At 71.9% G+C, this 22,044-nt stretch carries 19 protein-coding genes and 1 riboswitch; of the genes, 9 read left to right on the plus strand and 10 right to left on the minus strand.

Going from position 1 to position 22,044, the window contains the following annotated elements:
- Window positions 1-180: 180 nt before the first annotated feature.
- The 3 genes from ACFYP4_RS20410 to glgX all read right to left on the minus strand — a co-directional run bounded on the left by ACFYP4_RS20410 (window position 181) and on the right by glgX (window position 6,536).
- Window positions 181-2,064 (minus strand): ABC transporter ATP-binding protein, encoded by a 1,884-nt coding sequence (locus ACFYP4_RS20410; RefSeq protein WP_358853600.1) that lies wholly within the window; start codon window positions 2,062-2,064, stop codon window positions 181-183.
- The gene (locus tag ACFYP4_RS20415) at window positions 2,061-4,163 is read right to left on the minus strand and encodes an ABC transporter ATP-binding protein (RefSeq protein ID WP_388786794.1); all 2,103 of its coding nucleotides are present in this window, start codon (window positions 4,161-4,163) and stop codon (window positions 2,061-2,063) included. The genes ACFYP4_RS20410 and ACFYP4_RS20415 overlap by 4 nt, the downstream gene beginning before the upstream one ends.
- 108 nt (window positions 4,164-4,271) lie before the next feature.
- Window positions 4,272-6,536 (minus strand): glycogen debranching protein GlgX, encoded by a 2,265-nt coding sequence (gene glgX, locus ACFYP4_RS20420; RefSeq protein ID WP_388786797.1) that lies wholly within the window; start codon window positions 6,534-6,536, stop codon window positions 4,272-4,274.
- Between the two features lie 154 nt (window positions 6,537-6,690).
- Between glgX and ACFYP4_RS20425 the strand changes: the two genes are divergently transcribed.
- The 7 genes from ACFYP4_RS20425 to ACFYP4_RS20455 all read left to right on the plus strand — a co-directional run bounded on the left by ACFYP4_RS20425 (window position 6,691) and on the right by ACFYP4_RS20455 (window position 14,053).
- Entirely contained in the window at window positions 6,691-7,908 is a 1,218-nt protein-coding gene (locus ACFYP4_RS20425) for an Ig-like domain-containing protein (protein ID WP_358853603.1), read from the plus strand.
- A 179-nt stretch (window positions 7,909-8,087) separates the two neighbouring features.
- Window positions 8,088-9,326 (plus strand): Ig-like domain-containing protein, encoded by a 1,239-nt coding sequence (locus ACFYP4_RS20430; protein WP_388786800.1) that lies wholly within the window; start codon window positions 8,088-8,090, stop codon window positions 9,324-9,326.
- Between the two features lie 85 nt (window positions 9,327-9,411).
- A complete protein-coding gene (locus ACFYP4_RS20435) occupies window positions 9,412-10,179 on the plus strand; it encodes an enoyl-CoA hydratase-related protein (RefSeq protein WP_358853605.1) in 768 nt (255 codons plus the stop codon).
- 181 nt (window positions 10,180-10,360) lie between these two features.
- A complete protein-coding gene (locus tag ACFYP4_RS20440; RefSeq protein ID WP_358853606.1) occupies window positions 10,361-10,963 on the plus strand; it encodes an ATP-binding protein in 603 nt (200 codons plus the stop codon).
- 415 nt (window positions 10,964-11,378) lie between these two features.
- Window positions 11,379-12,155 carry a polysaccharide deacetylase family protein gene (locus tag ACFYP4_RS20445; RefSeq protein ID WP_388786804.1) on the plus strand — a complete coding sequence of 259 codons (777 nt, stop codon included), beginning with the start codon at window positions 11,379-11,381 and terminating at the stop codon, window positions 12,153-12,155.
- Window positions 12,155-13,336 carry a YncE family protein gene (locus tag ACFYP4_RS20450; RefSeq protein ID WP_358853608.1) on the plus strand — a complete coding sequence of 394 codons (1,182 nt, stop codon included), beginning with the start codon at window positions 12,155-12,157 and terminating at the stop codon, window positions 13,334-13,336. The genes ACFYP4_RS20445 and ACFYP4_RS20450 overlap by 1 nt, the downstream gene beginning before the upstream one ends.
- Before the next feature lie 108 nt (window positions 13,337-13,444).
- Complete coding sequence (locus tag ACFYP4_RS20455; RefSeq protein ID WP_358853609.1) at window positions 13,445-14,053, plus strand: ADP-ribosyltransferase; 609 nt, start codon at window positions 13,445-13,447, stop codon at window positions 14,051-14,053.
- A 28-nt stretch (window positions 14,054-14,081) separates the two neighbouring features.
- On the opposite strand, the gene ACFYP4_RS20460 is transcribed toward ACFYP4_RS20455, so the two are convergent.
- Window positions 14,082-14,720 carry a GNAT family N-acetyltransferase gene (locus ACFYP4_RS20460; protein WP_358853610.1) on the minus strand — a complete coding sequence of 213 codons (639 nt, stop codon included), beginning with the start codon at window positions 14,718-14,720 and terminating at the stop codon, window positions 14,082-14,084.
- Window positions 14,721-14,915: 195 nt separating this feature from the next.
- Between ACFYP4_RS20460 and ACFYP4_RS20465 the strand changes: the two genes are divergently transcribed.
- Both ACFYP4_RS20465 and ACFYP4_RS20470 read left to right on the plus strand, forming a co-directional pair.
- On the plus strand, window positions 14,916-15,128 hold the full coding sequence (locus ACFYP4_RS20465; protein ID WP_358853641.1) for an EF-hand domain-containing protein: 213 nt from the start codon (window positions 14,916-14,918) through the stop codon (window positions 15,126-15,128).
- Between the two features lie 127 nt (window positions 15,129-15,255).
- The gene (locus tag ACFYP4_RS20470; RefSeq protein ID WP_388786896.1) at window positions 15,256-15,942 is read left to right on the plus strand and encodes an NADPH-dependent F420 reductase; all 687 of its coding nucleotides are present in this window, start codon (window positions 15,256-15,258) and stop codon (window positions 15,940-15,942) included.
- Window positions 15,943-15,958: 16 nt separating this feature from the next.
- Here ACFYP4_RS20470 and ACFYP4_RS20475 read toward each other — a convergent pair whose 3' ends face one another.
- The 6 genes from ACFYP4_RS20475 to gcvT all read right to left on the minus strand — a co-directional run bounded on the left by ACFYP4_RS20475 (window position 15,959) and on the right by gcvT (window position 21,713).
- Window positions 15,959-16,501 carry an MOSC domain-containing protein gene (locus ACFYP4_RS20475; RefSeq protein ID WP_388786809.1) on the minus strand — a complete coding sequence of 181 codons (543 nt, stop codon included), beginning with the start codon at window positions 16,499-16,501 and terminating at the stop codon, window positions 15,959-15,961.
- Window positions 16,502-16,511: 10 nt separating this feature from the next.
- Window positions 16,512-17,066: a glycoside hydrolase family 25 protein gene (locus ACFYP4_RS20480; RefSeq protein ID WP_388786812.1), complete on the minus strand. Its 555-nt coding sequence runs from the start codon at window positions 17,064-17,066 to the stop codon at window positions 16,512-16,514.
- 120 nt (window positions 17,067-17,186) lie between these two features.
- Entirely contained in the window at window positions 17,187-18,554 is a 1,368-nt protein-coding gene (locus ACFYP4_RS20485) for an L-serine ammonia-lyase (RefSeq protein ID WP_388786815.1), read from the minus strand.
- 165 nt (window positions 18,555-18,719) lie between these two features.
- Window positions 18,720-19,982: a serine hydroxymethyltransferase gene (gene glyA, locus ACFYP4_RS20490; RefSeq protein ID WP_358853614.1), complete on the minus strand. Its 1,263-nt coding sequence runs from the start codon at window positions 19,980-19,982 to the stop codon at window positions 18,720-18,722.
- A gap of 13 nt (window positions 19,983-19,995) precedes the next feature.
- Window positions 19,996-20,373 carry a glycine cleavage system protein GcvH gene (gene gcvH, locus ACFYP4_RS20495; protein WP_358853615.1) on the minus strand — a complete coding sequence of 126 codons (378 nt, stop codon included), beginning with the start codon at window positions 20,371-20,373 and terminating at the stop codon, window positions 19,996-19,998.
- Window positions 20,374-20,594: 221 nt separating this feature from the next.
- Entirely contained in the window at window positions 20,595-21,713 is a 1,119-nt protein-coding gene (gcvT, locus tag ACFYP4_RS20500; RefSeq protein WP_358853616.1) for a glycine cleavage system aminomethyltransferase GcvT, read from the minus strand.
- Between the two features lie 147 nt (window positions 21,714-21,860).
- Window positions 21,861-21,958, minus strand: a riboswitch (glycine riboswitch).
- Window positions 21,959-22,044: the final 86 nt, after the last annotated feature.

The raw sequence follows: 22,044 nt of genomic DNA on the forward strand, positions 1-22,044 counted from the left end.
GCGGAACCAGGTGCAAGGAGGTTGCGCCGCCGCACAGCCGGGTTGCTGTGAGGTTGCTGTGGAGCGGCCGTGGGAAGAGTGGCAGCAGAATGCCCTGTCTGTCAGGGGCGCATCAAGAAGTTGGCTGGAAACCGTTCGTTGTCCGGGTGGTCATGTTCGGTATACGAACTGGCTGTTCGGTCAGGCCAGACTGTCCTGCCATGCCCGGTGGAGGTCGGCGAACCTGCCGGTGTCCACGATGAGCTGACCCGGTGTGCCGTCCTCGACGACCCGGCCGTGCTCCATCACCAGGACCCGGTCGGCGATCTCCACCGTGGAGAGGCGGTGCGCGATGACGACGGCCGTGCGGCCGTGCAGGACGGTCGACATCGCACGCTGCACCGCCCGTTCGCCGGGGATGTCCAGCGAGCTGGTCGCCTCGTCCAGGATCAGTACGGCCGGGTCGGCGAGCAGCGCCCGCGCGAACGCCACCAGTTGGCGCTGGCCGGCCGAGATGCGACCGCCCCGCTTGCGTACGTCCGTGTCGTAGCCGTCGGGCAGCGCGCTGATGAAGTCGTGCGCGCCGATCGCCTTCGCGGCCCGCTCGATCTCCTCACGGGGAGCGTCCGGGCGGCCGATGGCGATGTTCTCGGCGACCGTGCCGGAGAACAGGAACGCCTCCTGGGTCACCATCACCACCCCGCGCCGCAGTTCGGCGTTCGGCAGGTCGCGCAGGTCGACGCCGTCCAGCAGGACCCGCCCCTCGGTCGGGTCGTAGAAGCGGGCCAGCAGCTTGGCCAGGGTGGACTTGCCGGCGCCGGTGGAACCGACCACGGCCACCGTCTGCCCGGCCGGCAGCGTGAGGTCGAAACGGGGCAGCACCTCGCCGCCGGTGCGGTAGGCGAAGCGGACGCCCTCGAAGACGACCTCGCGGCCCGGGTGCTCCGACGCGGACTCCGGCAGGTACCGGGGCGTCGAGGGCTCCGGCACGGCGGGCGTCTGGGCGAGCAGACCCGCGATCTTCTCCAGCGAGGCCGCGGCCGACTGGTAGGAGTTGAGGAACATGCCGAGCCGGTCGATGGGGTCGTACAGGCGACGCAGGTAGAGCACCGCCGCGGCCAGCACGCCGAGCTCCAGGGAGCCGGACGCCACCCGGTACGCGCCCCACAGCACCATCCCCGCGACCGCCGTGTTGGCGATCAGGCGCGAGCCGGTGACATAGCGGGCCATCTCCAGCAGGGCGTCGCCGTTCGTCCGCTCGTGGCGCTCGTTCAGGACGCGGAACTCCGCGTCGTTGGCCGCCTCGCGCCGGAAGGCACGCACTGGCCGGATTCCGTTCATCGTCTCCGCGAACTTCACGATGACGGCGGCGATCGCGGTCGACCGCACGCGGTACACCCGGCCCGCGCGGCGCTGATAGAGCCGTACCAGGAGGTACAGCGGCATGAAGGAGGCCACGGCCAGCGCGCCGAGACCGAGGTCGAGCCAGAGCAGCATCGCCGAGATGTAGACGAAGGACAGGACGACCATCACGAGTTCCTGCAGGCCCTCGCTGAGCAGCTCCCGCAGGGACTCCACGTCCGTCGTGGAGCGGGAGATCAGCCGGCCCGACGTGTAGCGCTCGTGGAAGTCGATGCTGAGGGCCTGCGCGTGCCGGAAGATGCGGCCGCGCAGGTCCAGCAGCACATCCTGGTTGACCCGGGCGGACGCCGAGATGAACGCGTACTGCAGCGCACCGGAGACGACCGAGCACAGCAGGTACGCGACCGCCACGGCGATCAGCGGTCCGTGGTCGTCGCGCCGGAGCGCCGGTACGGCACGGTCGATGGCGTACGCGACGAGCAGCGGACCCAGCTGCACCGCCGCCTGCTGGACCAGCAGCAGGACCGTCGCCACGACGACCCGGGCCTTCAGCGGGGCGAGGAGCGAGCGCAGCAGCGCGGCGGTCGCGCCCGGGGGAGTGGGCAGGACGTCGCGGTCGAAGGGATCGCCGGGCCCGGCGGGTTCCCGGCCCGGTGGCCTCTGCTCCCCGGCCGGCTCCCGGTCCGGGTCCTTGTCCGGCGCGGTGGTCGTGGGCGCCGTCATCGGTGGTCCTCCTCGGTGCGGGCGCCGCCGTGGCCGGCCACGGCTGAGGCGTGGGTGCCGTGTGCCGCCCCGGCAGCGGCGTCGGTGTTCTCGGCGCCCGACATCAGCCAGGCGTACTCGGCGTTCGAGCGCAGCAGTTCGTGGTGGGTGCCGACGGCGGCGATCCGGCCGCCGGAGAGCAGGGCCACCCGGTCGGCGAGCAGCACCGTGGACGGGCGGTGCGCGACGACCAGCGCCGTCGTGCGGGCCAGCACGCGGCGCAGGGCCGCCTCGACCGCGGCCTCCGTGTGGACGTCCAGCGCCGACAGCGGGTCGTCCAGGACGAGGAAGCGGGGGTTGCCGACGACCGCACGCGCCAGGGCGAGCCGCTGGCGCTGGCCACCGGACAGACTCAGGCCCTGCTCGCCGACCTGGGTGCCGGTGCCCTGCGGGAGGGCGTGGACGAAGTCGGCCTGCGCGACGGCCAGGGCGCGGTCCAGCTCCACCCCGCCCGCGCTGTCCCCGGCGCCCATCAGGACGTTCTCGCCGACGCCGGCCGAGAAGAGGGTGGGCTCCTCGAAGGCAACGGCGACGAGTTCGCGCAGCGTCGCCCGCGGCATCCGCGTGATGTCCTCGCCGTCCAGCGTGATGCGGCCCGACGTCACCTCGTGCAGCCGGGGGATGAGAGCCGTGAGGGTGGTCTTGCCCGACCCGGTCGCGCCGACGAGGGCCATCGTCTCGCCCGGGCGGATGTGCAGGTCGACGCGGTCGAGGACGGGGGCCGCGTCCGCCGGGGCGTCCGGGTAGCGGAACCGCACGCCGTGGAACCGCAGTCCGCCGGCGGCACGCGCGCCGACGGCGGCCCCGGCTCGGACGGCACCCGCGCCGGGAGCGACACCGGCGTCGGCACCTGCGCCGGGAGCGACACCGGCGTCGGCACCTGCGCCGGGAGCGGCACCGGCGTCGGCACCTGCGCCGGGAGCGGCACCCGCGTCGGCGCCCGCGCCGGGAGCGGCACCCGCGTCCCCGGGGACCGGGTCGGCCGACTCCGGCGGGGAGTCCATCACCTCGAAGTACCGCTGGGTCGCCGTCGCCGCCTCCTGGCTCATCGCCAGCAGGAAGCCGATCGAGTCGACGGGCCAGCGCAGGGCGAGAGCCGTCGACAGGAAGGCGACCAGCGTGCCGGCGGAGAGCTCCCCGTCGGCGACCTGGACCGTGCCGAGCACCAGGGCGGCGCCGATGGCGAGTTCGGGCAGGGTGACGATGACGGCCCAGATCGCGGCCAGCAGCCGGGCCTTGGCCAGTTCCGTGCCGCGCAGGGTCTGCGACAGCTCCCGGAACGCGCGGGCCTGGCTGCGATGGCGCCCGAAGCCCTTGATGATGCGGATGCCGAGGACGCTCTCCTCGACGACCGTCGTCAGGTCGCCCACCTGGTCCTGGGCCCGCCGGGCCACCTCCGAGTACCGCCGCTCGAAGAACCAGCAGACCACCACCACCGGCAGGACCGGGCCCAGCAGCACCAGCCCGAGACTCCACTGCTGGAGCAGCATGATGGTCATGCCGGCGAGGATGGTCACGCCGTTGACCAGCAGGAAGGTCAGCGGGAACGCCAGGAACATGCGCACCAGCATCAGATCCGTGGTGCCGCGGGACAGCAGCTGCCCCGAGGCCCAGCGGTCGTGGAAGGCGACCGGAAGCCGCTGGAGATGCCGGTAGAGATCCGCCCGCATCGCCGCCTCGACGCCCGCCAGCGGCCGCGCCACCATCCAGCGGCGCAACCCGAACAGCAGCGCCTCCGCGAACCCGAGCAGCAGCAGGTACAGCGCCCCGAGCCACACCCCGCGCGGATCCCGGTCGGCGACCGGCCCGTCCACGAGCCACTTCAGGACGAGCGGAAACACCAGCCCCGTGCAGGAGGCGACGACCGCGACGCCCGCCGCGCCGAACAGCCGCGCCCGCACGGGCCGGACGTACGGCCACAGGCGCAGCAGACTGCGCACGGTGGAGCCGCCGCCGCGGCCCGGGTGGTCGCTCGTGTCACCGCCGTCCCGGGCGCCGGCCCGCCCGGGCCCCGAGACGGGGTCATGGTGATCCTCGGTCGTCGCATCTGTCGTGGCCATCAGGGGCGAGCCTACGGATCGCCACTGACACCGCCCACCGAGTTTTGGCCGGACCCGGGACGGTCCCGCGGTCCCGGACGGAGACCCTCCGGCGCCCCGCCCCGCCGCTCACCCCGCGACGCGCAGCAGCAGCACCGTACGGGCCGGCACCGTGACGGTCGTCCCGGCCGGGTGCACCACTCCCGGTGCCTCCTGCTGCTCCTCCCGGGAGGTGTCCACGACGACCTCGTACTCCGCGGCCCACGGCGGCCCCGGCAGGACGAAGGCCGCCGGCCGGTCCCCGGCGTGCAGCACCGCCAGGAAGCTGTCGTCGACGACGGGCGCTCCCCGGGCGTCCCGCCCGGGTATGTCCCGCCCGGACAGGTACATCCCGAGCGTCGCCGCCGGCGCGTACCAGTCCCGCTCCGTCATCTCGGTGCCGCGTGCGGTGAACCAGGCCAGATCCCGCAGCCCGTCGGCGGAGTGGGCCCGCCCGGAGAAGAAGGCCCGCGTCCGCAGCACCGGATGCGCGTGCCGCAGGGCGATCAGCCGGGACGTCAGGTCGAACAGAGCCCGCCACCCGGGGTCCGCCAGCTGTGACCAGTCGACCCAGCTGATCTCGTTGTCCTGGCAGTACGCGTTGTTGTTGCCCCGCTGCGTCCGCCCGAACTCGTCGCCCGCGACCAGCATCGGCACTCCGGTGGACAGCAGCAGCGTCGTCAGGAGGTTGCGCAGCTGGCGGCGCCGCAGGGCCAGGACGCGCTCCTCGTCCGTCTCGCCCTCGACGCCGCAGTTCCAGGCGCGGTTGTCGTCGGTGCCGTCCCGGTTGCCCTCCCCGTTGGCCTCGTTGTGCTTGCGCTCGTACGAGACCAGGTCCCGGAGGGTGAAACCGTCGTGGGCCGTCACGAAGTTCACGGACGCGTACGGGCGCCGGCCGCCCCACGCGTACAGGTCGCTCGAACCCGAAAGCCGGTACCCCAGGTCCCGCACGTCCGGCAGGGCCCCGCGCCAGAAGTCCCGCACCGCGTTGCGGTACCGGTCGTTCCACTCCGTCCACAGCGGCGGGAAGGAACCCACCTGATATCCCCCCGAGCCGACGTCCCACGGCTCCGCGATCAGCTTCACCCGCCGCAGCACCGGGTCCTGCGCGATGACGGCGAGGAACGGGGACAGCATGTCGACGTCGTGCATGGAGCGGGCCAGAGCCGCCGCCAGGTCGAAGCGGAAGCCGTCCACCCCCATCTCCGTCACCCAGTAGCGGAGCGAGTCGGTGATCAGCCGCAGGACGTGCGGCTGCACCACGTGCAGGGTGTTGCCGCAGCCCGTGTAGTCCGCGTACCGCCGGGCGTCGGACTGGAGCCGGTAGTAGCCCCGGTTGTCGATGCCGCGCAGCGACAGCATCGGGCCGAGCTCACCCGCCTCCGCCGTGTGGTTGTAGACCACGTCGAGGATGACCTCGATGCCGGCCGCGTGCAGCGCCCGCACCATCCGCTTGAACTCGCCGACCTGCTCGCCCCTGGTCCCGGTCGCGGAGTAGGCCGCGTGCGGGGCGAAGTAGCCGATGGAGTTGTAGCCCCAGTGGTTGCGCAGACCCCGGCGCAGCAGATGGTCCTCGTGCGCGAACTGGTGCACGGGCAGCAGCTCCACCGCCGTCACCCCGAGCGCCGTCAGGTGTGCGATCGCCGCCGGGTGCGCCAGGCCCGCGTACGTGCCGCGCAGGTCCTCCGGGATGTCGGGGTGCAGCCGGGTGAAGCCCCGTACGTGCAGCTCGTAGATCACCGAGTCCGACCACGGCGTCTTGGGACGGTGGTCGTCCGCCCAGTCGTCGTCGTCGTGCACGACGACCCCCTTGGGGACGTACGGGGCCGAGTCGCGGTCGTCGCGCACCGTGTCCGCGACATGCTGCTGGGGCCAGTCGCGGACGTGCCCGTACACCTCGGGCGGCAGGCTGAAGTCGCCGTCCACGGCGCGCGCGTACGGGTCGAGGAGCAGTTTCGCCGGGTTCCAGCGGGCGCCGGTCCACGGGTCCCAGCGGCCGTGCACCCGGTAGCCGTACCGGCGGCCGGGGAACACGCCGGGGACGAAGCCGTGCCAGATCTCGTGCGTCAGTTCGGTGAGCTTGACGCGGGTCTCGGCCGCCCCGCCGCCCGGCTCGTCGAAGAGGCACAGGTCCACGGCCTCCGCGCCGCCCGCCCACAGCGCGAAGTTGGTGCCCGGCACGCCGTCGGGGCCGACCCTGAAGCGTGCCCCGAGCGGTGTCGGGGTACCCGGCCACACGGGCACGACGGGCGCCGAGCGCGGTGTGCCGTTCCTCGGAGGGGCGGACTGCGTGGGCAGCCCGCCGCCCGCGGCATGTCCTTCCTGGACTGCCTCCTGCTCGGGTGCGCTCGACACCGGTCAGCCTCCTGCGGCTCGATGGGGAGCGACAAGAAAAGGGGCCCGTGGCGTCCCGGCCGCGGTTCCCCGTCGCGTCGTCCTCCCCCCTGTTCTGCCCACAGCTCGGGTCGCACTCACGTTTCCCCCGGAGGGGCATGGTCGTTGGGTCGTCGTGATGCACGTACAGACACGCGCGCGACGCGCCGGGGCCGTGCTGGCCGCCGTACTGACCTGGGCGGCCCTGCTGGCCGCCGCCACCGGCTGCACCTCGAACGGGATGGACGAGGTGCTCGGCAAACCCCGTTCACCCGAGGACGTGATCCGGATCTCGCCGGACGACGGCCGCAAGGGGGTGCGGCCGGGGGAGGAGCTGAGGGTACGGGTGCCGAGCGGGCGTCTGGAGTCGGTGAAGGTCGTCAAGTCCCAGGACGCACAGGAGTACGAGGTACCCGGCCGCATCGCGGACGACGGCCTGTCCTGGCGCCCCGCGGACCGGAGGCTGGCCCTCGCCGCCACGTACACCGTGGACGTGGTGGCGCTGGACGGCCACGGACGCCGCTCCGCCCGGCACACGACGTTCCGGACGGCGGTACCGGACGAGCGGTTCATCGGGTACGTGACGCCGGAGAACCGCTCCACGGTCGGCACCGGGATGATCGTCTCCCTGGAGTTCAACCGGGAGATCGAGCACCGGGCCGCCGTCGAGCGGGCGATCCGGGTGAGCGCCGTGCCCGCGGTGGACATCCGCCCGCACTGGTTCGGCCGGGACCGGCTCGACTTCCGGCCGCAGAGGTACTGGAAGCCGGGGACCCGGGTGACGGTGGCGCTGCGGCTGCGGGACGTGGAAGGGGCGCCGGGTGTCTACGGGCTGCAGTACAAGACGTTCACCTTCACCGTCGGACGCAGCCAGGTGAGCCTCGTCGACGCCGCCGAGCACACCATGGAGGTACGCCGCGACGGTGACCTCCTCGCCACCGTGCCGATCACCGCGGGAGCGCCGAAGACGACGACGTACAACGGCAAAATGGTCGTCACGGAGATGCTCGAGGTGACCCGGATGAACAGCCGCACGGTCGGCTTCGGCGGCGAGTACGACATCCCCGACGTCCCCCACGCGATGCGCCTCACCGCCTCCGGCACCTTCCTGCACGGCAACTACTGGGCGCCGGACTCCTTCGGCAACACCAACGTCAGCCACGGCTGCGTAGGCCTGCGGGACGTCAAGGGCGGCAGTTCACGGACTCCCGCGGGCTGGTTCTTCGACCGCAGTCTCATCGGTGACGTCGTCGAGGTCGTCCACAGCAAGGACAAGGAGGTCGCCCCCGACAACGGCCTCGGCGGATGGAACATGGGCTGGAAGCGGTGGAAAGCGGGCACGGCGGTGAAGTAGCCCGACATAGGGGCACGTACCGAGCGGCCCCCGACTCGCCTCCGGACAGTTGAACTTGGGACTGAACGGTGACAATCACGGGGATCCATCCCTCCTGGCGGTGTGATTAATTAGCGCGATACGCGCGTGGGACGCGCCGGGGTGCGGGCCTGATCAGGCCGTGCGAGGGGAGATCGACTGTGAACGGGCGACCGATATCGGGGGCGTCGGTTGGCGCGCGGACACCGCGGAACAAGAGGGCCCTGGCACTGCTGCTGGGTGCCCTGTTGTGCGCGGTGACCGCGTGCGGCGGGGGCGGGGACACGGACTCCGGGTCAGGGAAGAGCAAGGGCGAGCCGGGCACGGCGGACACCGGCGCGTCGGCGGCCGTCGTGACGGTCGCGCCCAAGGACGGCGCCGACGGCGTGCGGACCAGCGGCGCACTCAAGGTGACCGCGGCCAAGGGCAGGCTGACCGAGGTGAAGGTCCAGGACGGCGAGGGCAACGAGGTCGAGGGCAAGGTGACCGACGGCGGCGCCACCTGGACGCCCTCCACGCATCTGGCCGCGGCCACCAAGTACAAGGTCCACGCGGTGGCCGAGGACGCCGACGGCCGTGAGTCCGCCGAGGAGTCCGCGTTCACCACGCTGACCCCGAAGAACACCTTCGTCGGCAGCTACACGCCCGAGGACGGCGCCGAGGTGGGCGTCGGCATGCCCTTCTCGGTCCACTTCACGCGGGGCATCACGCACCCGGAGGACGTCGAGAAGGCGATCACGGTCAAGACGGAGCCCGCCGTCGACGTCCAGGGGCACTGGTTCGGCAACGACCGCCTCGACTTCCGTCCCGAGGAGTACTGGAAGGCCGGCACGAAGGTCACCGTCGAGTTCAACCTCGACGGCGTCGAGGGCCGGCCCGGGGTCTACGGCAAGCAGGCCAGGACCGTGAAGTTCACGATCGGCCGCAGCCAGGTCTCCACCGTCGACGTCAAGACGAAGAAGATGACCGTCAGGCGCGACGGCAAAACCCTCAAGACCATCCCGGTCACCACCGGCAAGCCCGGCTACGAGACCTGGAACGGCCAGATGGTCATCAGCGAGCGCCTGCGGGTGACCCGGATGAACGGCGAGACCGTCGGCTACGGCGGCGAGTACGACATCAAGGACGTGCCGGACGCGATGCGCCTGACCAACTCGGGCACGTTCATCCACGGCAACTACTGGGGCGGCGACGCCTTCGGCAACTACAACGCCAGCCACGGCTGCGTCGGTCTGCGCGACGTGCGCGGCGGCGGCGACCGGAGCGTGCCCGCCGCGTGGTTCTTCGACCACTCGATGGTCGGTGACGTGGTCGTCGTGAAGAACTCCCACGACAGGACCGTGGCCCCGGACAACGGGCTCAACGGCTGGAACATGTCCTGGGAGAAGTGGACCGCCTGAGTCCCCGAAACGCCTCCGGGCCCGGTGTGCCGCTGTGACCGAGCACACCGGGCCCGTTGTCGTTAACGCCCACTAACCTGCTCCCATGACTGTGCATCTCGAAGTCGCCGAAGGCGTCGGCACCATCCGCCTCGACCGTCCGCCGATGAACGCGCTGGACATCGCCACCCAGGACCGCCTCAAGGAACTCGCCGAGGAGGCCACGCGCCGCACCGACGTGCGCGCGGTGGTGCTGTACGGCGGCGAGAAGGTGTTCGCGGCCGGCGCGGACATCAAGGAGATGCAGGCCATGGACCACGCGGCGATGATCGTGCGGTCCCGGGGCCTGCAGGACTCCTTCACCGCTGTCACCCGCATCCCCAAGCCGGTCGTCGCCGCGGTCACCGGCTACGCGCTGGGCGGCGGCTGCGAGTTGGCGCTCTGCGCCGACTACCGCATCGCCGCGGACAACGCGAAGCTCGGCCAGCCGGAGATCCTGCTCGGCCTGATCCCCGGAGCCGGCGGCACCCAGCGCCTCGCCCGGCTGATCGGCCCCTCCAGGGCCAAGGACCTCATCTTCACGGGCCGCATGGTCAAGGCGGACGAGGCCCTGACCCTCGGGCTCGTCGACCGGGTCGTCCCCGCGGACGAGGTGTACGCCCAGGCGCACGCGTGGGCGGCGAAGCTGGCGCAGGGCCCCGCCCTCGCGCTGCGGGCCGCCAAGGAGTCGGTCGACGCCGGCCTGGAGACCGACCTGGAGACCGGACTGGCCATCGAGCGGAACTGGTTCGCCGGGCTGTTCGCGACGGAGGACCGCGAGCGGGGCATGCGCAGCTTCGTGGACGAGGGTCCCGGCAAGGCGAAGTTCCTCTGATCGCACCACACTTGACGCCGCGTCCGCCTCGCGGTTGACGCGGCCTCCCGCCCCGCGTCCCCCGTAGGGCTGGTTTATGTCCGCCTTAAGACAACCTTAAGGACGACTGAACGAGGCCCTGCCGCACCTGCCTGCGAGGGGGACCGCGTCGCAGGTCGGACGTGCTGTCACCACTCTTGAATTGCCTGTGGCATATGCCGGACGGCCACTGCGGAACGAGCGATTCCGGGGGGCGTATTCCCTCGGAACCGCCCCGGAGGGCCCGGCGGGCGGCCATGATGGTGCCATGGCGGGGCTGGAGGGTGTCGAGCAGCCGCGGCGGCACGCGACCGCGGCGCGCTGGTCGCCGGCGATGGAGGACGAACGGGCGCTGAAGGCGCTGGAGTTGTTCGGCAATCCCACGGAGGGCGAGGTGCCCCTGCCGTCGCGTCCGGAGTCCGCGGCCACCGCCCGACGGCTCGTCCAGGTGGTGGTGCTGCGCCACTGGGGGCTCTCGCCGAAGATGACCGAGGACGCGGTGTTACTCGTCTCCGAACTCGTCGGCAACGCCGTGCGGCACACCGGCGCCCGGGTCTTCGGCCTCCGGATGCGGCGCCGGCGCGGCTGGATCCGCGTCGAGGTGCGCGACCCCTCCCGGGGGCTGCCCTGCCTGCTGCCGGTCCAGGAGACGGACCTGAGCGGCCGGGGGCTCTTCCTCGTCGACAAGCTCTCCGACCGCTGGGGCGTCGACCTGCTGCCGCGCGGCAAGACGACGTGGTTCGAGATGCGGGTCGCCGACCGCTGACGTCCCCCCGACCCGGCGGCCGCGCCCCCTCTCCCCGGCCCACGCCCTCAGCGCCCGCCCCGGGGGCCCGCCCCCTCGGACCTCCCCGGGTCACCCCGGGCCCCCGCGCCACCCCGGGGTCTGCCCCAGGGACGCGCTGCGAGGCTGCGCCCCCGGACCCGCCATGGGGCTGCGCCATGGGCCCCCGCCATGGGGCTCCGCTTCCGGCCCCCGCCGTGGGGCTCCGCCTCCGGCCCCCGCCGCGAGGTTCCGTCCCCGGGCCCGCCATGGGGGTTCCGTCCCCGGCCCCCGCCGCGAGGCTCCGCCCCCGGGCCCGCTTCTCGGGTGCCGGAGGGGACGGTTTCTCGCGACCCGCGTTCGTCGTTCCCGTCGTCAATCGGCTCATTTCCGGCGCAATCCCCCTTAAATGGGGCAGATGACCACGACAGACCGCCGCTCGGCGCTGCGTGCGGGTGCCGGGCTCGCCGCAGCCGGGGCCCTCGCCGCCGCGTGCTCCCCGAGGGGGGCCGCCGCAGACCCGGCCCGCGCCCCGGGCACCCCGCACCCGCCCGCCTCGCCCCACCCGGCGCCCGCGGCCCGCCGCTTCCCGGGACAGCCCGTGCAGATCGGGCACGGCCCCCGCACCCGGCCCCGGGTCGCCCTCACCTTCCACGGACAGGGGGACCCCGCGATCGCCCGCTCCCTGCTGGGCGAGGCGGAGCGGCGCGGCGCCCGCGTCACCGTGCTCGCCGTCGGCAGCTGGCTGGACGCGCACCCGGAGATGGCCCGCCGCATCCTCGACGGCGGTCACGACCTCGGCAACCACACCCTGCGCCACCTCGACATCAACGCGATGTCCGAGCCGGACGCGTACGCCGAGATCCGCGGCTGCGCGGACCGGCTGCGTCGGCTCACCGGGTCCGCCGGCACCTGGTTCCGGCCCTCGCGCACCCCGCGCGCCTCACCGCTGGTGGAGCGGCTGGCCCGCCGCGCGGGCTACCCGCACGTCCTCTCGTACGACGTCGACTCACTGGACTTCACCTCGCCGGGCGCCGCCACCGTGACCCGCAAGGTCCTCGGCGAGGTCCGCGCCGGATCCGTGGTGAGCCTGCACTTCGGGTACGCGGACACGGTCGCCGCGCTCCCCGCCGTCCTGGAAGAACTCGCCCGCCGCCAACTGCGCGCGGTGACCACCACGGAGCTGCTGAGCTGATGCACCGCAACCGGAACCTCACCAGGCGCGCCCTGATCGCGGGCGCCGTACTCACCGCCCTCGCCGGCTGCGCGAGCGGGGCGAAGGACCACGCCGACGAGGCCCTGGGCACCAAGGCGCCCGTCAAACCCGCTCAGCCCCCGCAGAGCCGGGGGCTGCCCGGCATGCCGCCCGTGCTGGACCCGGCGGACGTCTACGCCGCCGACCGCCCGAACAAGCTCTCCCCGGTGGTCAAGGACTTCCCCTCCCGGGTCTACGTCCCCAACACCAACTCCAACACGGTGTCGGTCATCGACCCGGCCACGTACGAGGTCATCGAGACGATCCCGGTCGGCTCCCAGCCGCAGCACGTCGTCCCGTCCTGGGACATGAAGACGCTGTGGGTCAACAACGACAAGGGCAACACCCTCACGCCCATCGACCCGAAGACCGGCAGGGCGGGCCGGACCGTCGACGTGCACGACCCGTACAACCTCTACTTCACGCCCCACGGCAAGTACGCGATCGTGATGGCCTCGCTCGACCGCGAGCTGGTCTTCCGGGACGCGCACACCATGAAGCGCGTCAGGACCGAACCGGTCAGCTGCTACGGCGTCAACCACGCCGACTTCTCCTCCGACGGCCGCTACTTCATCGTCTCCTGCGAGTTCAGCGGCGAGCTGCTCAAGGTCGACACCGAGAAGATGAAGGTCGTCGCCCAGCGGAAACTGCCGTTCGAGGGCGCCATGCCGCAGGACGTCAAGATCTCCCCGGACGGCAAGAAGTTCTACATCGCCGACATGATGGCCCACGGCATGTGGGTCCTGGACGGCGACAAGTTCACCGAACCGACCCTGCTGCCCACCGGCAAGGGCTGCCACGGCCTCTACGTCAGCCGCGACTCGCGCGAGATGTACATCTCCAACCGCGGCGAGGGCACCGTCTCCGTCTTCGACTTCGCCCAGGACAAGCTGACCAAGAAGTGGCACCTGCCCGACGGCGGCAGCCCCGACATGGGCGGCGTCTCCGCCGACGGCAAGGTGCTGTGGCTGTCCGGCCGCTACGACTCCGAGGTGTACGCCATCGACACCCGCACCGGCGTCCAGCTCGCCCGCATCAAGGTCGGCAGCGGCCCGCACGGCCTCGCGGTGTACCCGCAGCCCGGCCGCTACTCGCTGGGGCACACCGGCATCTTCCGCTGACGGGCGGCCCCGGTGCGACGGGCGGCCCCGTCGACCGGGCGCAGTGACACGCCTCCGTACGAGTGACGGTCCCGGACCCGTCGCCGCTGAGCCGAGATCGTGCTCCGCATGATCACAACTCGCCTGCGGCGACGGGCCGCCGCCGTCGTCCTGTCCCTGTCGGCCGTCCTCGCCACGTCCGCCGCGACGTCTTCCCCGGCCGCCCCGGCCGCCCCGCCCGCCAAGGCCGCCGCGCCCTCCTGCCCGCAGTTCTTCGACCCGGTCACCGCCGCGGCCGACCGCCGCGTCGACGTCGGGCGCATCACTCCCGAGCCGGTGTGGCGCACGACCTGCGGCACCCTCTACCGCAGTGACGGCCGCGGCCCCGCGACGGTCTTCGAGCAGGGCTTCCACCCGAAGGACACCGTCGGCGGACAGTACGACATCGAGCAGTACGTCCTGGTCAACCAGCCCTCGCCGTACGTCTCGACGAGCTACGACCACGACCTCTACAAGACGTGGAAGAGCGCCTACAACTACTACATCGACGCCCCCGGCGGCATCGACGTCAACAAGACCATCGGTGACACCCACCGATGGGCCGACCAGGCCGAGGTCGCGTTTCCCGGCGGCATCGCGCGGCAGTACGTCATCGGCGTCTGCCCGGTCGACAAGAAGACCAGGACCGAGATCATGAGCGACTGCGAGAGCAACCCGCACTACGAACCCTGGCACTGAGCCCGCCCGGTCGGGCCGGAGGCGCGCTTCACCGGCCGGCGAAGAGAGCCTCCGCCCCGACCGGACGGTAACCGGCCGCCTGGAACGCCCGCACACTACGGGCGTTCCCGGCCGCCTGCTGGGCCCACACCGGCTCGCCCGCGCTCAGCTGCCGCGCCGCCGCCGCGAGGGCCCGCCCCAGCCCCTGGTGCCGTACGGACTCCGGCACCTCGACCGCGGCCTCCAGCCGCCCCGCGACCCCGCGCCCCAGCACGAGTACGGCCCCGCCCGCCGCCCAGACCCGCACGTCGTCCCGTCGCTTGCGCGCCCGGACCACCCGGGGGTGACCGGGGTCGTCGATCTCCGTCAGCGCGAGCGGCGGCTCCCCGGGCAGCGGCGCGGCCACGGTCAGCAGATCGACCGTGTCCGTGGAGCGCCCGGTGCGGTCCATGAAGGCGGCGAGGAACCGCGGGTTCATGGTCGCCGCCAGCGGATCGCAGTCCAGGGCGCGCAGGGTCTCGTGCACCCACGCCGGGTCCTCGTCGGTGAACACGACGGAGTGTGCGGTGAAGGCGAGGACGCCCGCGTCGCGGGCGGAGTGCTGCGGTACGACGGTGGTGCGGCCGTCGGCCGGCGGGAAGACCCCGCGGGCCGCCGCGTCCAGGATGTCCCGCAGTGTGCCGGCCATGCCGCCACCCCTTCCGCTCGTACCGGGTCCCCGGCCGCCACGACGGCCGGCCCGCACTCATGATCGGGCACGGCCCGGCGCGCCCCGGCACCGGCCCGGGTGGGCGCCGCGCCGCGTCCGCGGGCGGACCGTTAACCTGACCTCCGTCAGTTGGGCCGATGGGCCCGCATGAAGCACCAAGAAGGGGCGGATCCGGTGGCGGACATCGAGGAAGCACGCAAGGCGTTCGAGCGGATCGACGCGGACGGCGACGGGTTCATCACGGCCGCCGAGTTCAAAACCGCTCTCGCCCAGGGCGGGGACTGGAACGTCACCGAGTCGGTCGCGGAGGCCGTGATCGCCTCCCGTGACATCGACGGAGACAAGCTCCTCTCGTTCGACGAGTTCTGGGCCCACCTGAACAAGTGAGCCGGCCGGAGAAGGGGCGCCCGCCGCGACCGCGGGGGCGCCCCTTCCGGTTGTTCCCGTCACCCGTCCGCCCGTCCCTCGGAATAGCTGCCCCGCGTCCGGGGGTTACTGCTGCGCGTCAGCACACATCCGACCCCCGGAAGGGCGAGCCATGAAGATCGGCATCATCGGAGCGGGCAACATCGGCGGCAACCTCACGCGTCGGCTCACCGCCCTCGGACACGAGGTCTCCGTCGCGAACTCCCGCGGTCCGCACACCCTCACCGCCCTCGCCGAGGAGACCGGGGCGACGCCCGTACCGGTCGAGGAGGCGGCGCGCGGCGCCGAAGTCGTCGTCGTCACCATCCCCCTCAAGGCGGTGCCCGACCTGCCGTCCGGAGTCCTCGACGGCGCGGCCGAGGGCGTCGCCGTGATCGACACCGGCAACTACTACCCGCAGCAGCGCGACGGCCGGATCGCCGCGATCGAGGACGAGGGCCTGACCGAGAGCCGCTGGACCGCCCAGCAGCTCGGCCACACCGTCGTCAAGGCCTTCAACGGCACCTACGCGCAGGACATCCTGGACCGCGGCCGCCCGGCGGGCGACCCCGACCGCATCGCCCTCCCGGTGGCCGGGGACGACGAGGCCGCCAAGCGGGTCGTCCGTACCCTCGTCGACGAACTCGGCTTCGACAGCGTCGACGCCGGCGGCCTGGACGACTCCTGGCGCCAGCAGCCGGGCACCCCGGTCTACGGCCTGCGTGCGGGCGTCGACGAGGTGACGAAGGCGCTCGCGGATGCGCCGGCGGAACGCCCGGCGGACCACCGCGGCTGACCGCGCCCGCGCCCGTTCAGACGATCCGCAACGGCCGGTGCGGCCCGTCCGGCAGCTCGATTGCTACCGGGTCCCCGGGCCGCACCACGCCCCCGGCCCGTACGACGCTCATGACGCCGGACCTGACGACGGCCGCACCGTCCTCGCCCCGCCCGGCGACCTGCTTGAGCAGGCCCTTCTGGAAGCCGTCGATCTGCGCGCACGGATTGCGCAGCCCGGTGATCTCGACCACGGCCTCGTCCCCGAGCCGCAGCAGCGCCCCGGTCGGCAGGCCCAGCAGATCGATCCCGCGGGTGGTGACGTTCTCCCCGAGCTGCCCGGGTGCGACGGCGAAACCCGCCGCGCGGAGCTCCTCGAACAGTTCCTCGTGGATGAGGTGCACCTGTCGCAGATTGGGCTGCGAGGGGTCCTTCCGCATCCGGAACCGGTGCTTGACGGTCACGCCCGCGTGCACGTCCCCCTCGACCCCGAGCCCGTCGAGCAGCGTGATGCTCTCCCGGTTCGGCTTGGTGAAGGAATACGTCCCGTTGCTGCTGACCGCGGTCACTGTCCCACCCATGCCGGGAAGCCTACGGGCTGGCCCATTCCCGCAGGTCGGCCGCGCTGGTGAAGTCCGCCACGTCCTTGTCCAGGGGGTGGTCGGTGTACTGGTGGAACGTCCAGTCGGCCCGGATCCGCGGCTTTCCCGCCGTCACGTAGTCGGCGATCCACAGACCGTCGCCCGCGTACGAGGTGGTGTCCACGTCGAGCCAGAAATTGCGGTTGCAGTAGAGGACGACGCGGTGACCGGGACGCAGTTCCTTCAGGATGCGCAGGAAGCGGTCCTTCTCGGCGTTGCTCGCGTGGGTCCCCTCGCCCGTGGTCTCCCAGTCGACGGCGAGGATGTCGCCCGCCCGTTCCGGAGCCCGGTCGAGGAAGTACTCGGCCTGCGCGGTGAGGTTGCCCGGCCACAGGAAGTGATAGAACCCGACGACGCAGCCGGCGTCCCGGGCCCGCTTCGCCTGGGCGTTCAGCCTCGGATTGACGTACGAACGGCCTTCCGTGGCCTTCACGAAGACGAAGGACAGACCGTCGGTGGAGTAGGAGGACGACTGATAGGCGCTCACGTCGATGCCGCGCAGCATGGCGACTCCTGGTGCGTGGGGGGAGGAAGGGGGAGCAGGGGGAGCGGCGGAACAAGCGCCGACTCCCCTTGTTTTTTCCCTTACTTCCGTGGGCCCACCCCTATACGCACCGGCGGGGGCTCAGCACTCGATGATGTTCACCGCGAGCCCGCCGCGGGCCGTCTCCTTGTACTTGACGGACATGTCCGCGCCCGTCTCCTTCATGGTCTTGATGACCTTGTCGAGGGAGACCTTGTGGGAGCCGTCGCCGCGCATGGCCATCTTCGCCGCGGTCACGGCCTTGACCGCGGCCATGCCGTTGCGCTCGATGCACGGGATCTGGACCAGGCCGCCGACGGGGTCGCAGGTCAGGCCCAGGTTGTGCTCCATGCCGATCTCGGCGGCGTTCTCGACCTGTTCGGGGCTGCCGCCGAGGACTTCCGCGAACGCGCCGGCGGCCATGGAGCAGGCGGAGCCGACCTCGCCCTGGCAGCCGACCTCGGCGCCGGAGATGGAGGCGTTCTCCTTGAACAGCATGCCGATGGCGCCGGCCGCGAGCAGGAAGCGCACGACTCCCTCCTCGTCGGCGCCCGGCACGAAGTTGACGTAGTAGTGCAGGACGGCCGGGATGATGCCGGCGGCGCCGTTGGTGGGCGCGGTGACGACCCGGCCCCCGGCCGCGTTCTCCTCGTTCACGGCCATCGCGTAGAGGGTGATCCACTCCATGGCGTACGCGGGCGCGTCGCCCTCGGCGCGCAGCTGCCGGGCCGAGACCGCCGCCCTGCGGCGGACCTTCAGGCCGCCGGGCAGGATGCCCTCGCGGGACATGCCGCGCGACACGCACGCCTGCATCACCCGCCAGATCTCCAGGAGCCCCTCGCGGATCTCCTCCTCCGTGCGCCAGGCCCGCTCGTTCTCCAGCATCAGCGCGGAGATCGACAGACCGGTCTCCTTCGTCAGGCGCAGCAGCTCGTCGCCCGTGCGGAAGGGGTACTTGAGAACCGTGTCGTCCAGCTTGATGCGGTCCTCGCCCACCGCGTCCTCGTCGACCACGAAACCGCCGCCGACGGAGTAGTAGGTCTTCGACAGCAGCTCTTTGCCTTCGGCGTCGTACGCCCACAGCGTCATGCCGTTCGCGTGGTACGGCAGGGCCTTGCGGCGGTGCAGGACCAGGTCGTCGTCGAAGGAGAAGGCGATCTCGTGCTCGCCGAGCAGCACGAGACGGCCGCCGGTGCGGATCGCCTCGACGCGCTCGTCGGCGCCCTCCACGTCCACCGTCCGCGGGGAGGCGCCCTCGAGGCCGAGCAGCACCGCCTTAAGAGTGCCGTGGCCGTGACCGGTCGCGCCGAGGGAGCCGTACAGCTCGGCGCGTATCGAGGCCGTCGGGGTCAGCAGCTCCTCGTTGCGCAGCCGGTGGGCGAACATGCGGGCCGCGCGCATCGGGCCGACCGTGTGGGAACTGGACGGGCCGATGCCGATCGAGAACAGGTCGAAGACCGAGATGGCCACGGAGGACTCCTAGGGGTTTCGGCGGACGCCGTTGTCAGCCGGTCGTGCGGGGCGGTGCATGCGGCGGGGCACCGCGCTCCGTTTCCAGTGTGCGCGGTGCCCCGGACGTTCGTACGAATGAAGACGGTGTCACGAAAAGACCCGTACGGCAAAAAAGCGTACGAACTACTTCAGGCCGGGGTACAGCGGGTGCTTGGCGGCCAGAGCGGACACCCGGGCCTTGAGCGAGTCCGCCTCGTACGACGGCTTGAGCGCCTCGGCGATGATGTCCGCGACCTCGGCGAAGTCCTCGGCCCGGAAGCCGCGGGTGGCGAGGGCGGGCGTGCCGATGCGCAGGCCGGAGGTGACCATGGGCGGGCGCGGGTCGTTCGGGACGGCGTTGCGGTTGACCGTGATGCCGACCTCGTGGAGCCGGTCCTCGGCCTGCTGCCCGTCCAGCTCGCTGTTGCGCAGGTCGACGAGGACCAGGTGGACGTCCGTGCCGCCGGAGAGGACGTCGACGCCGACGGCCTTGACGTCGTCCCGGACCAGCCGCTCGGCCAGGATCCGGGCGCCGTCCAGGGTGCGCTGCTGGCGCTCCTTGAAGTCGTCCGTGGCGGCGACCTTGAAGGAGACCGCCTTGGCGGCGATCACGTGCTCCAGCGGACCGCCCTGCTGACCGGGGAAGACAGCAGAGTTGATCTTCTTCGCCAGCTCGGCGGTGGACAGGATCACGCCACCGCGCGGGCCGCCCAGCGTCTTGTGCGTGGTGGTGGTGACCACGTGCGCGTGCGGCACCGGGTTCGGGTGCAGCCCCGCCGCCACCAGGCCGGCGAAGTGCGCCATGTCGACCATCAGGTAGGCGCCGACCTCGTCCGCGATCCGGCGGAACGCGGCGAAGTCGAGCTGACGCGGGTACGCGGACCAGCCGGCCACGATCAGCTTCGGCCGGGACTCCTTGGCCAGCTTCTCGACCTCGGCCATGTCGACCCGACCGGTGGCGTCGTCGACGTGGTACGCGACCACGTTGTAGAGCTTGCCGGAGAAGTTGATCTTCATGCCGTGGGTCAGGTGCCCGCCGTGCGCGAGGTTCAGGCCCATGATCGTGTCGCCCGGCTTGAGCAGCGCGAACATGGCGGCCGCGTTGGCCTGGGCGCCCGAGTGCGGCTGGACGTTGGCGTGCTCGGCGCCGAAGAGCGCCTTCACACGGTCGATGGCGATCTGCTCGACCACGTCGACGTGCTCGCAGCCGCCGTAGTAGCGGCGGCCCGGGTAGCCCTCGGCGTACTTGTTGGTGAGGACCGAGCCCTGGGCCTCCATGACCGCGACCGGAGCGAAGTTCTCCGAGGCGATCATCTCCAGGGTGGACTGCTGGCGGTCCAGCTCGGCGTCGACCGCGGCGGCGACGTCCGGGTCGAGTTCATGAAGGGGCGTGTTCAGAAGCGACATCAGTCGGGAGTCCTTAGCCTGCGGTGAATTCGGTGTACTCGTCCGCGGAGAGCAGGTCGGCCGGCTCGTCCGCGACGCGCACCTTGAACAGCCAGCCACCCTCGAAGGGAGCCGAGTTCACCAGGGACGGGTCGTCCACGACGTCCTGGTTGGCCTCGACGATCTCGCCGGTGACCGGGGCGTACAGGTCGCTGACCGACTTGGTCGACTCCAGCTCGCCGCAGGTCTCGCCGGCGGTCACGGTGTCACCGACCTCCGGGAGCTGGACGAACACGACATCGCCGAGCGCGTTGGCCGCGTGCTCCGTGATGCCGACCGTCGAGACGCCGTCCTCGGCGGCCGACAGCCACTCGTGTTCCTTGCTGTAACGCAGCTGCTGGGGGTTGCTCATGGCCTGAATTCTCCTGTACGCGGGGGAGTGCTGATGAAGCGGGGACGTAGCTGAGCCGGACGGACGCGCCCGGCGCCGCTTCCGGCGCCCGGGGGCAGGTGTCCGGCCGGTACCCGGGCCGGTGTCACTTCCGGCACGTGGCCGGTGTCGTGTCCGGTACCCGGGCCGGTGTCGCGTCCGGCGTCCGGGCCGGTGTCACGTGCGGCGCGCGGGGACCAGTGTCACTTCTGGCGCTTGTAGAACGGCAGCGCCACGACCTCGTACGGTTCGTGGCTGCCCCGGATGTCCACACCCACACCGGCCGTGCCGGGAGCGGCGTGCGTGGCGTCGACGTACGCCATGGCGACCGGCTTGCCGAGCGTCGGGGAGGGCGCGCCGGAGGTGACCTCGCCGATCACCTCACCGCCGGCGACGACGGAGTAGCCGGCGCGCGGCACGCGGCGGCCCTCGGCGACGAGCCCGACGAGCACGCGCGGCGGGTCGTCCTGCGCGCGGGCGGCGGCCGCGGACAGGGCCTCCCGGCCCACGAAGTCGCCCTCCTTCTCGAACTTCACGACCCGTCCGAGGCCCGCGTCGAAGGGGGTGAGCGACGTCGTCAGCTCGTGCCCGTACAGCGGCATGCCCGCCTCCAGGCGGAGCGTGTCGCGGCAGGACAGCCCGCAGGGGACGAGCCCGGCCGGAGCGCCCGCCTCGGTCAGCGCCTGCCACAGCTTCTCGGCGTCGGCCGGCGCCACGAACAGCTCGAAGCCGTCCTCGCCGGTGTAGCCGGTGCGCGCGATCAGCGCCGGGACGCCCGCGACCGTGCCGGGCAGACCCGCGTAGTACTTGAGGCCGTCGAGGTCGGCGTCGGTGAGGGACTTGAGGATGCCGGGGGACTCCGGGCCCTGGACCGCGATCAGCGCGTACGCGTCACGGTCGTCGCGCACCTCGGCGTCGAAACCGGCGGCCCGCTCCGTCAGCGCGTCCAGCACCACCTGGGCGTTGGAGGCGTTCGCGACCACCATGTACTCCTGCTCCCCGAGCCGGTACACGATCAGGTCGTCGAGGATGCCGCCGTCCGCGCGGACGATCATGGTGTACCGGGCGCGGCCGACCCCGACCGAGGCGATGTTGCCGACGAGGGCGAAGTTCAGGAAGGCGGCGGCCTGCGGTCCGGTGACCGTGATCTCGCCCATGTGGGAGAGGTCGAAGAGACCGGCCCGGGTGCGCACGGCGAGGTGCTCGTCGCGCTCGGAGCCGTAGCGCAGGGGCATGTCCCAGCCGGCGAAGTCGGTCATCGTCGCGCCGAGCGAGCGGTGCAGGGCGTCGAGCGCGGTGTGACGGGGGGCGTTACTGCTCATCGGTGGGGCTCCCAAGGCATGACGGCGAGGTCGTTCCTCCCCATCTGTCATCGGAACCTGAGAGGTTCATCACGACCCGGCGAACCGGTGGTCGTGACTTGCACCTTGGGTGGAGCCACTGGTGAGCGGCCCGCTTTTCAGATGTGCCTCGCCCGCGCGGTAACGGGGCCTGAGAGATTCAAGGGAGGGACTTGCTCCTTCGGCGCCCGGGGACCGATGCCCCGGGACTCTCCCGCGCGGATTCAAGCGGCCGGTATGCAGTTGGCGGGCACATCATTGCACGCATCCGTGAAACCCGGCAGGGGCGCCCTGTCCGGCAGGCGGCACAGGA

The organism is Streptomyces sp. NPDC005551 (genome assembly GCF_042871785.1).
GTDB lineage: Bacteria > Actinomycetota > Actinomycetes > Streptomycetales > Streptomycetaceae > Streptomyces.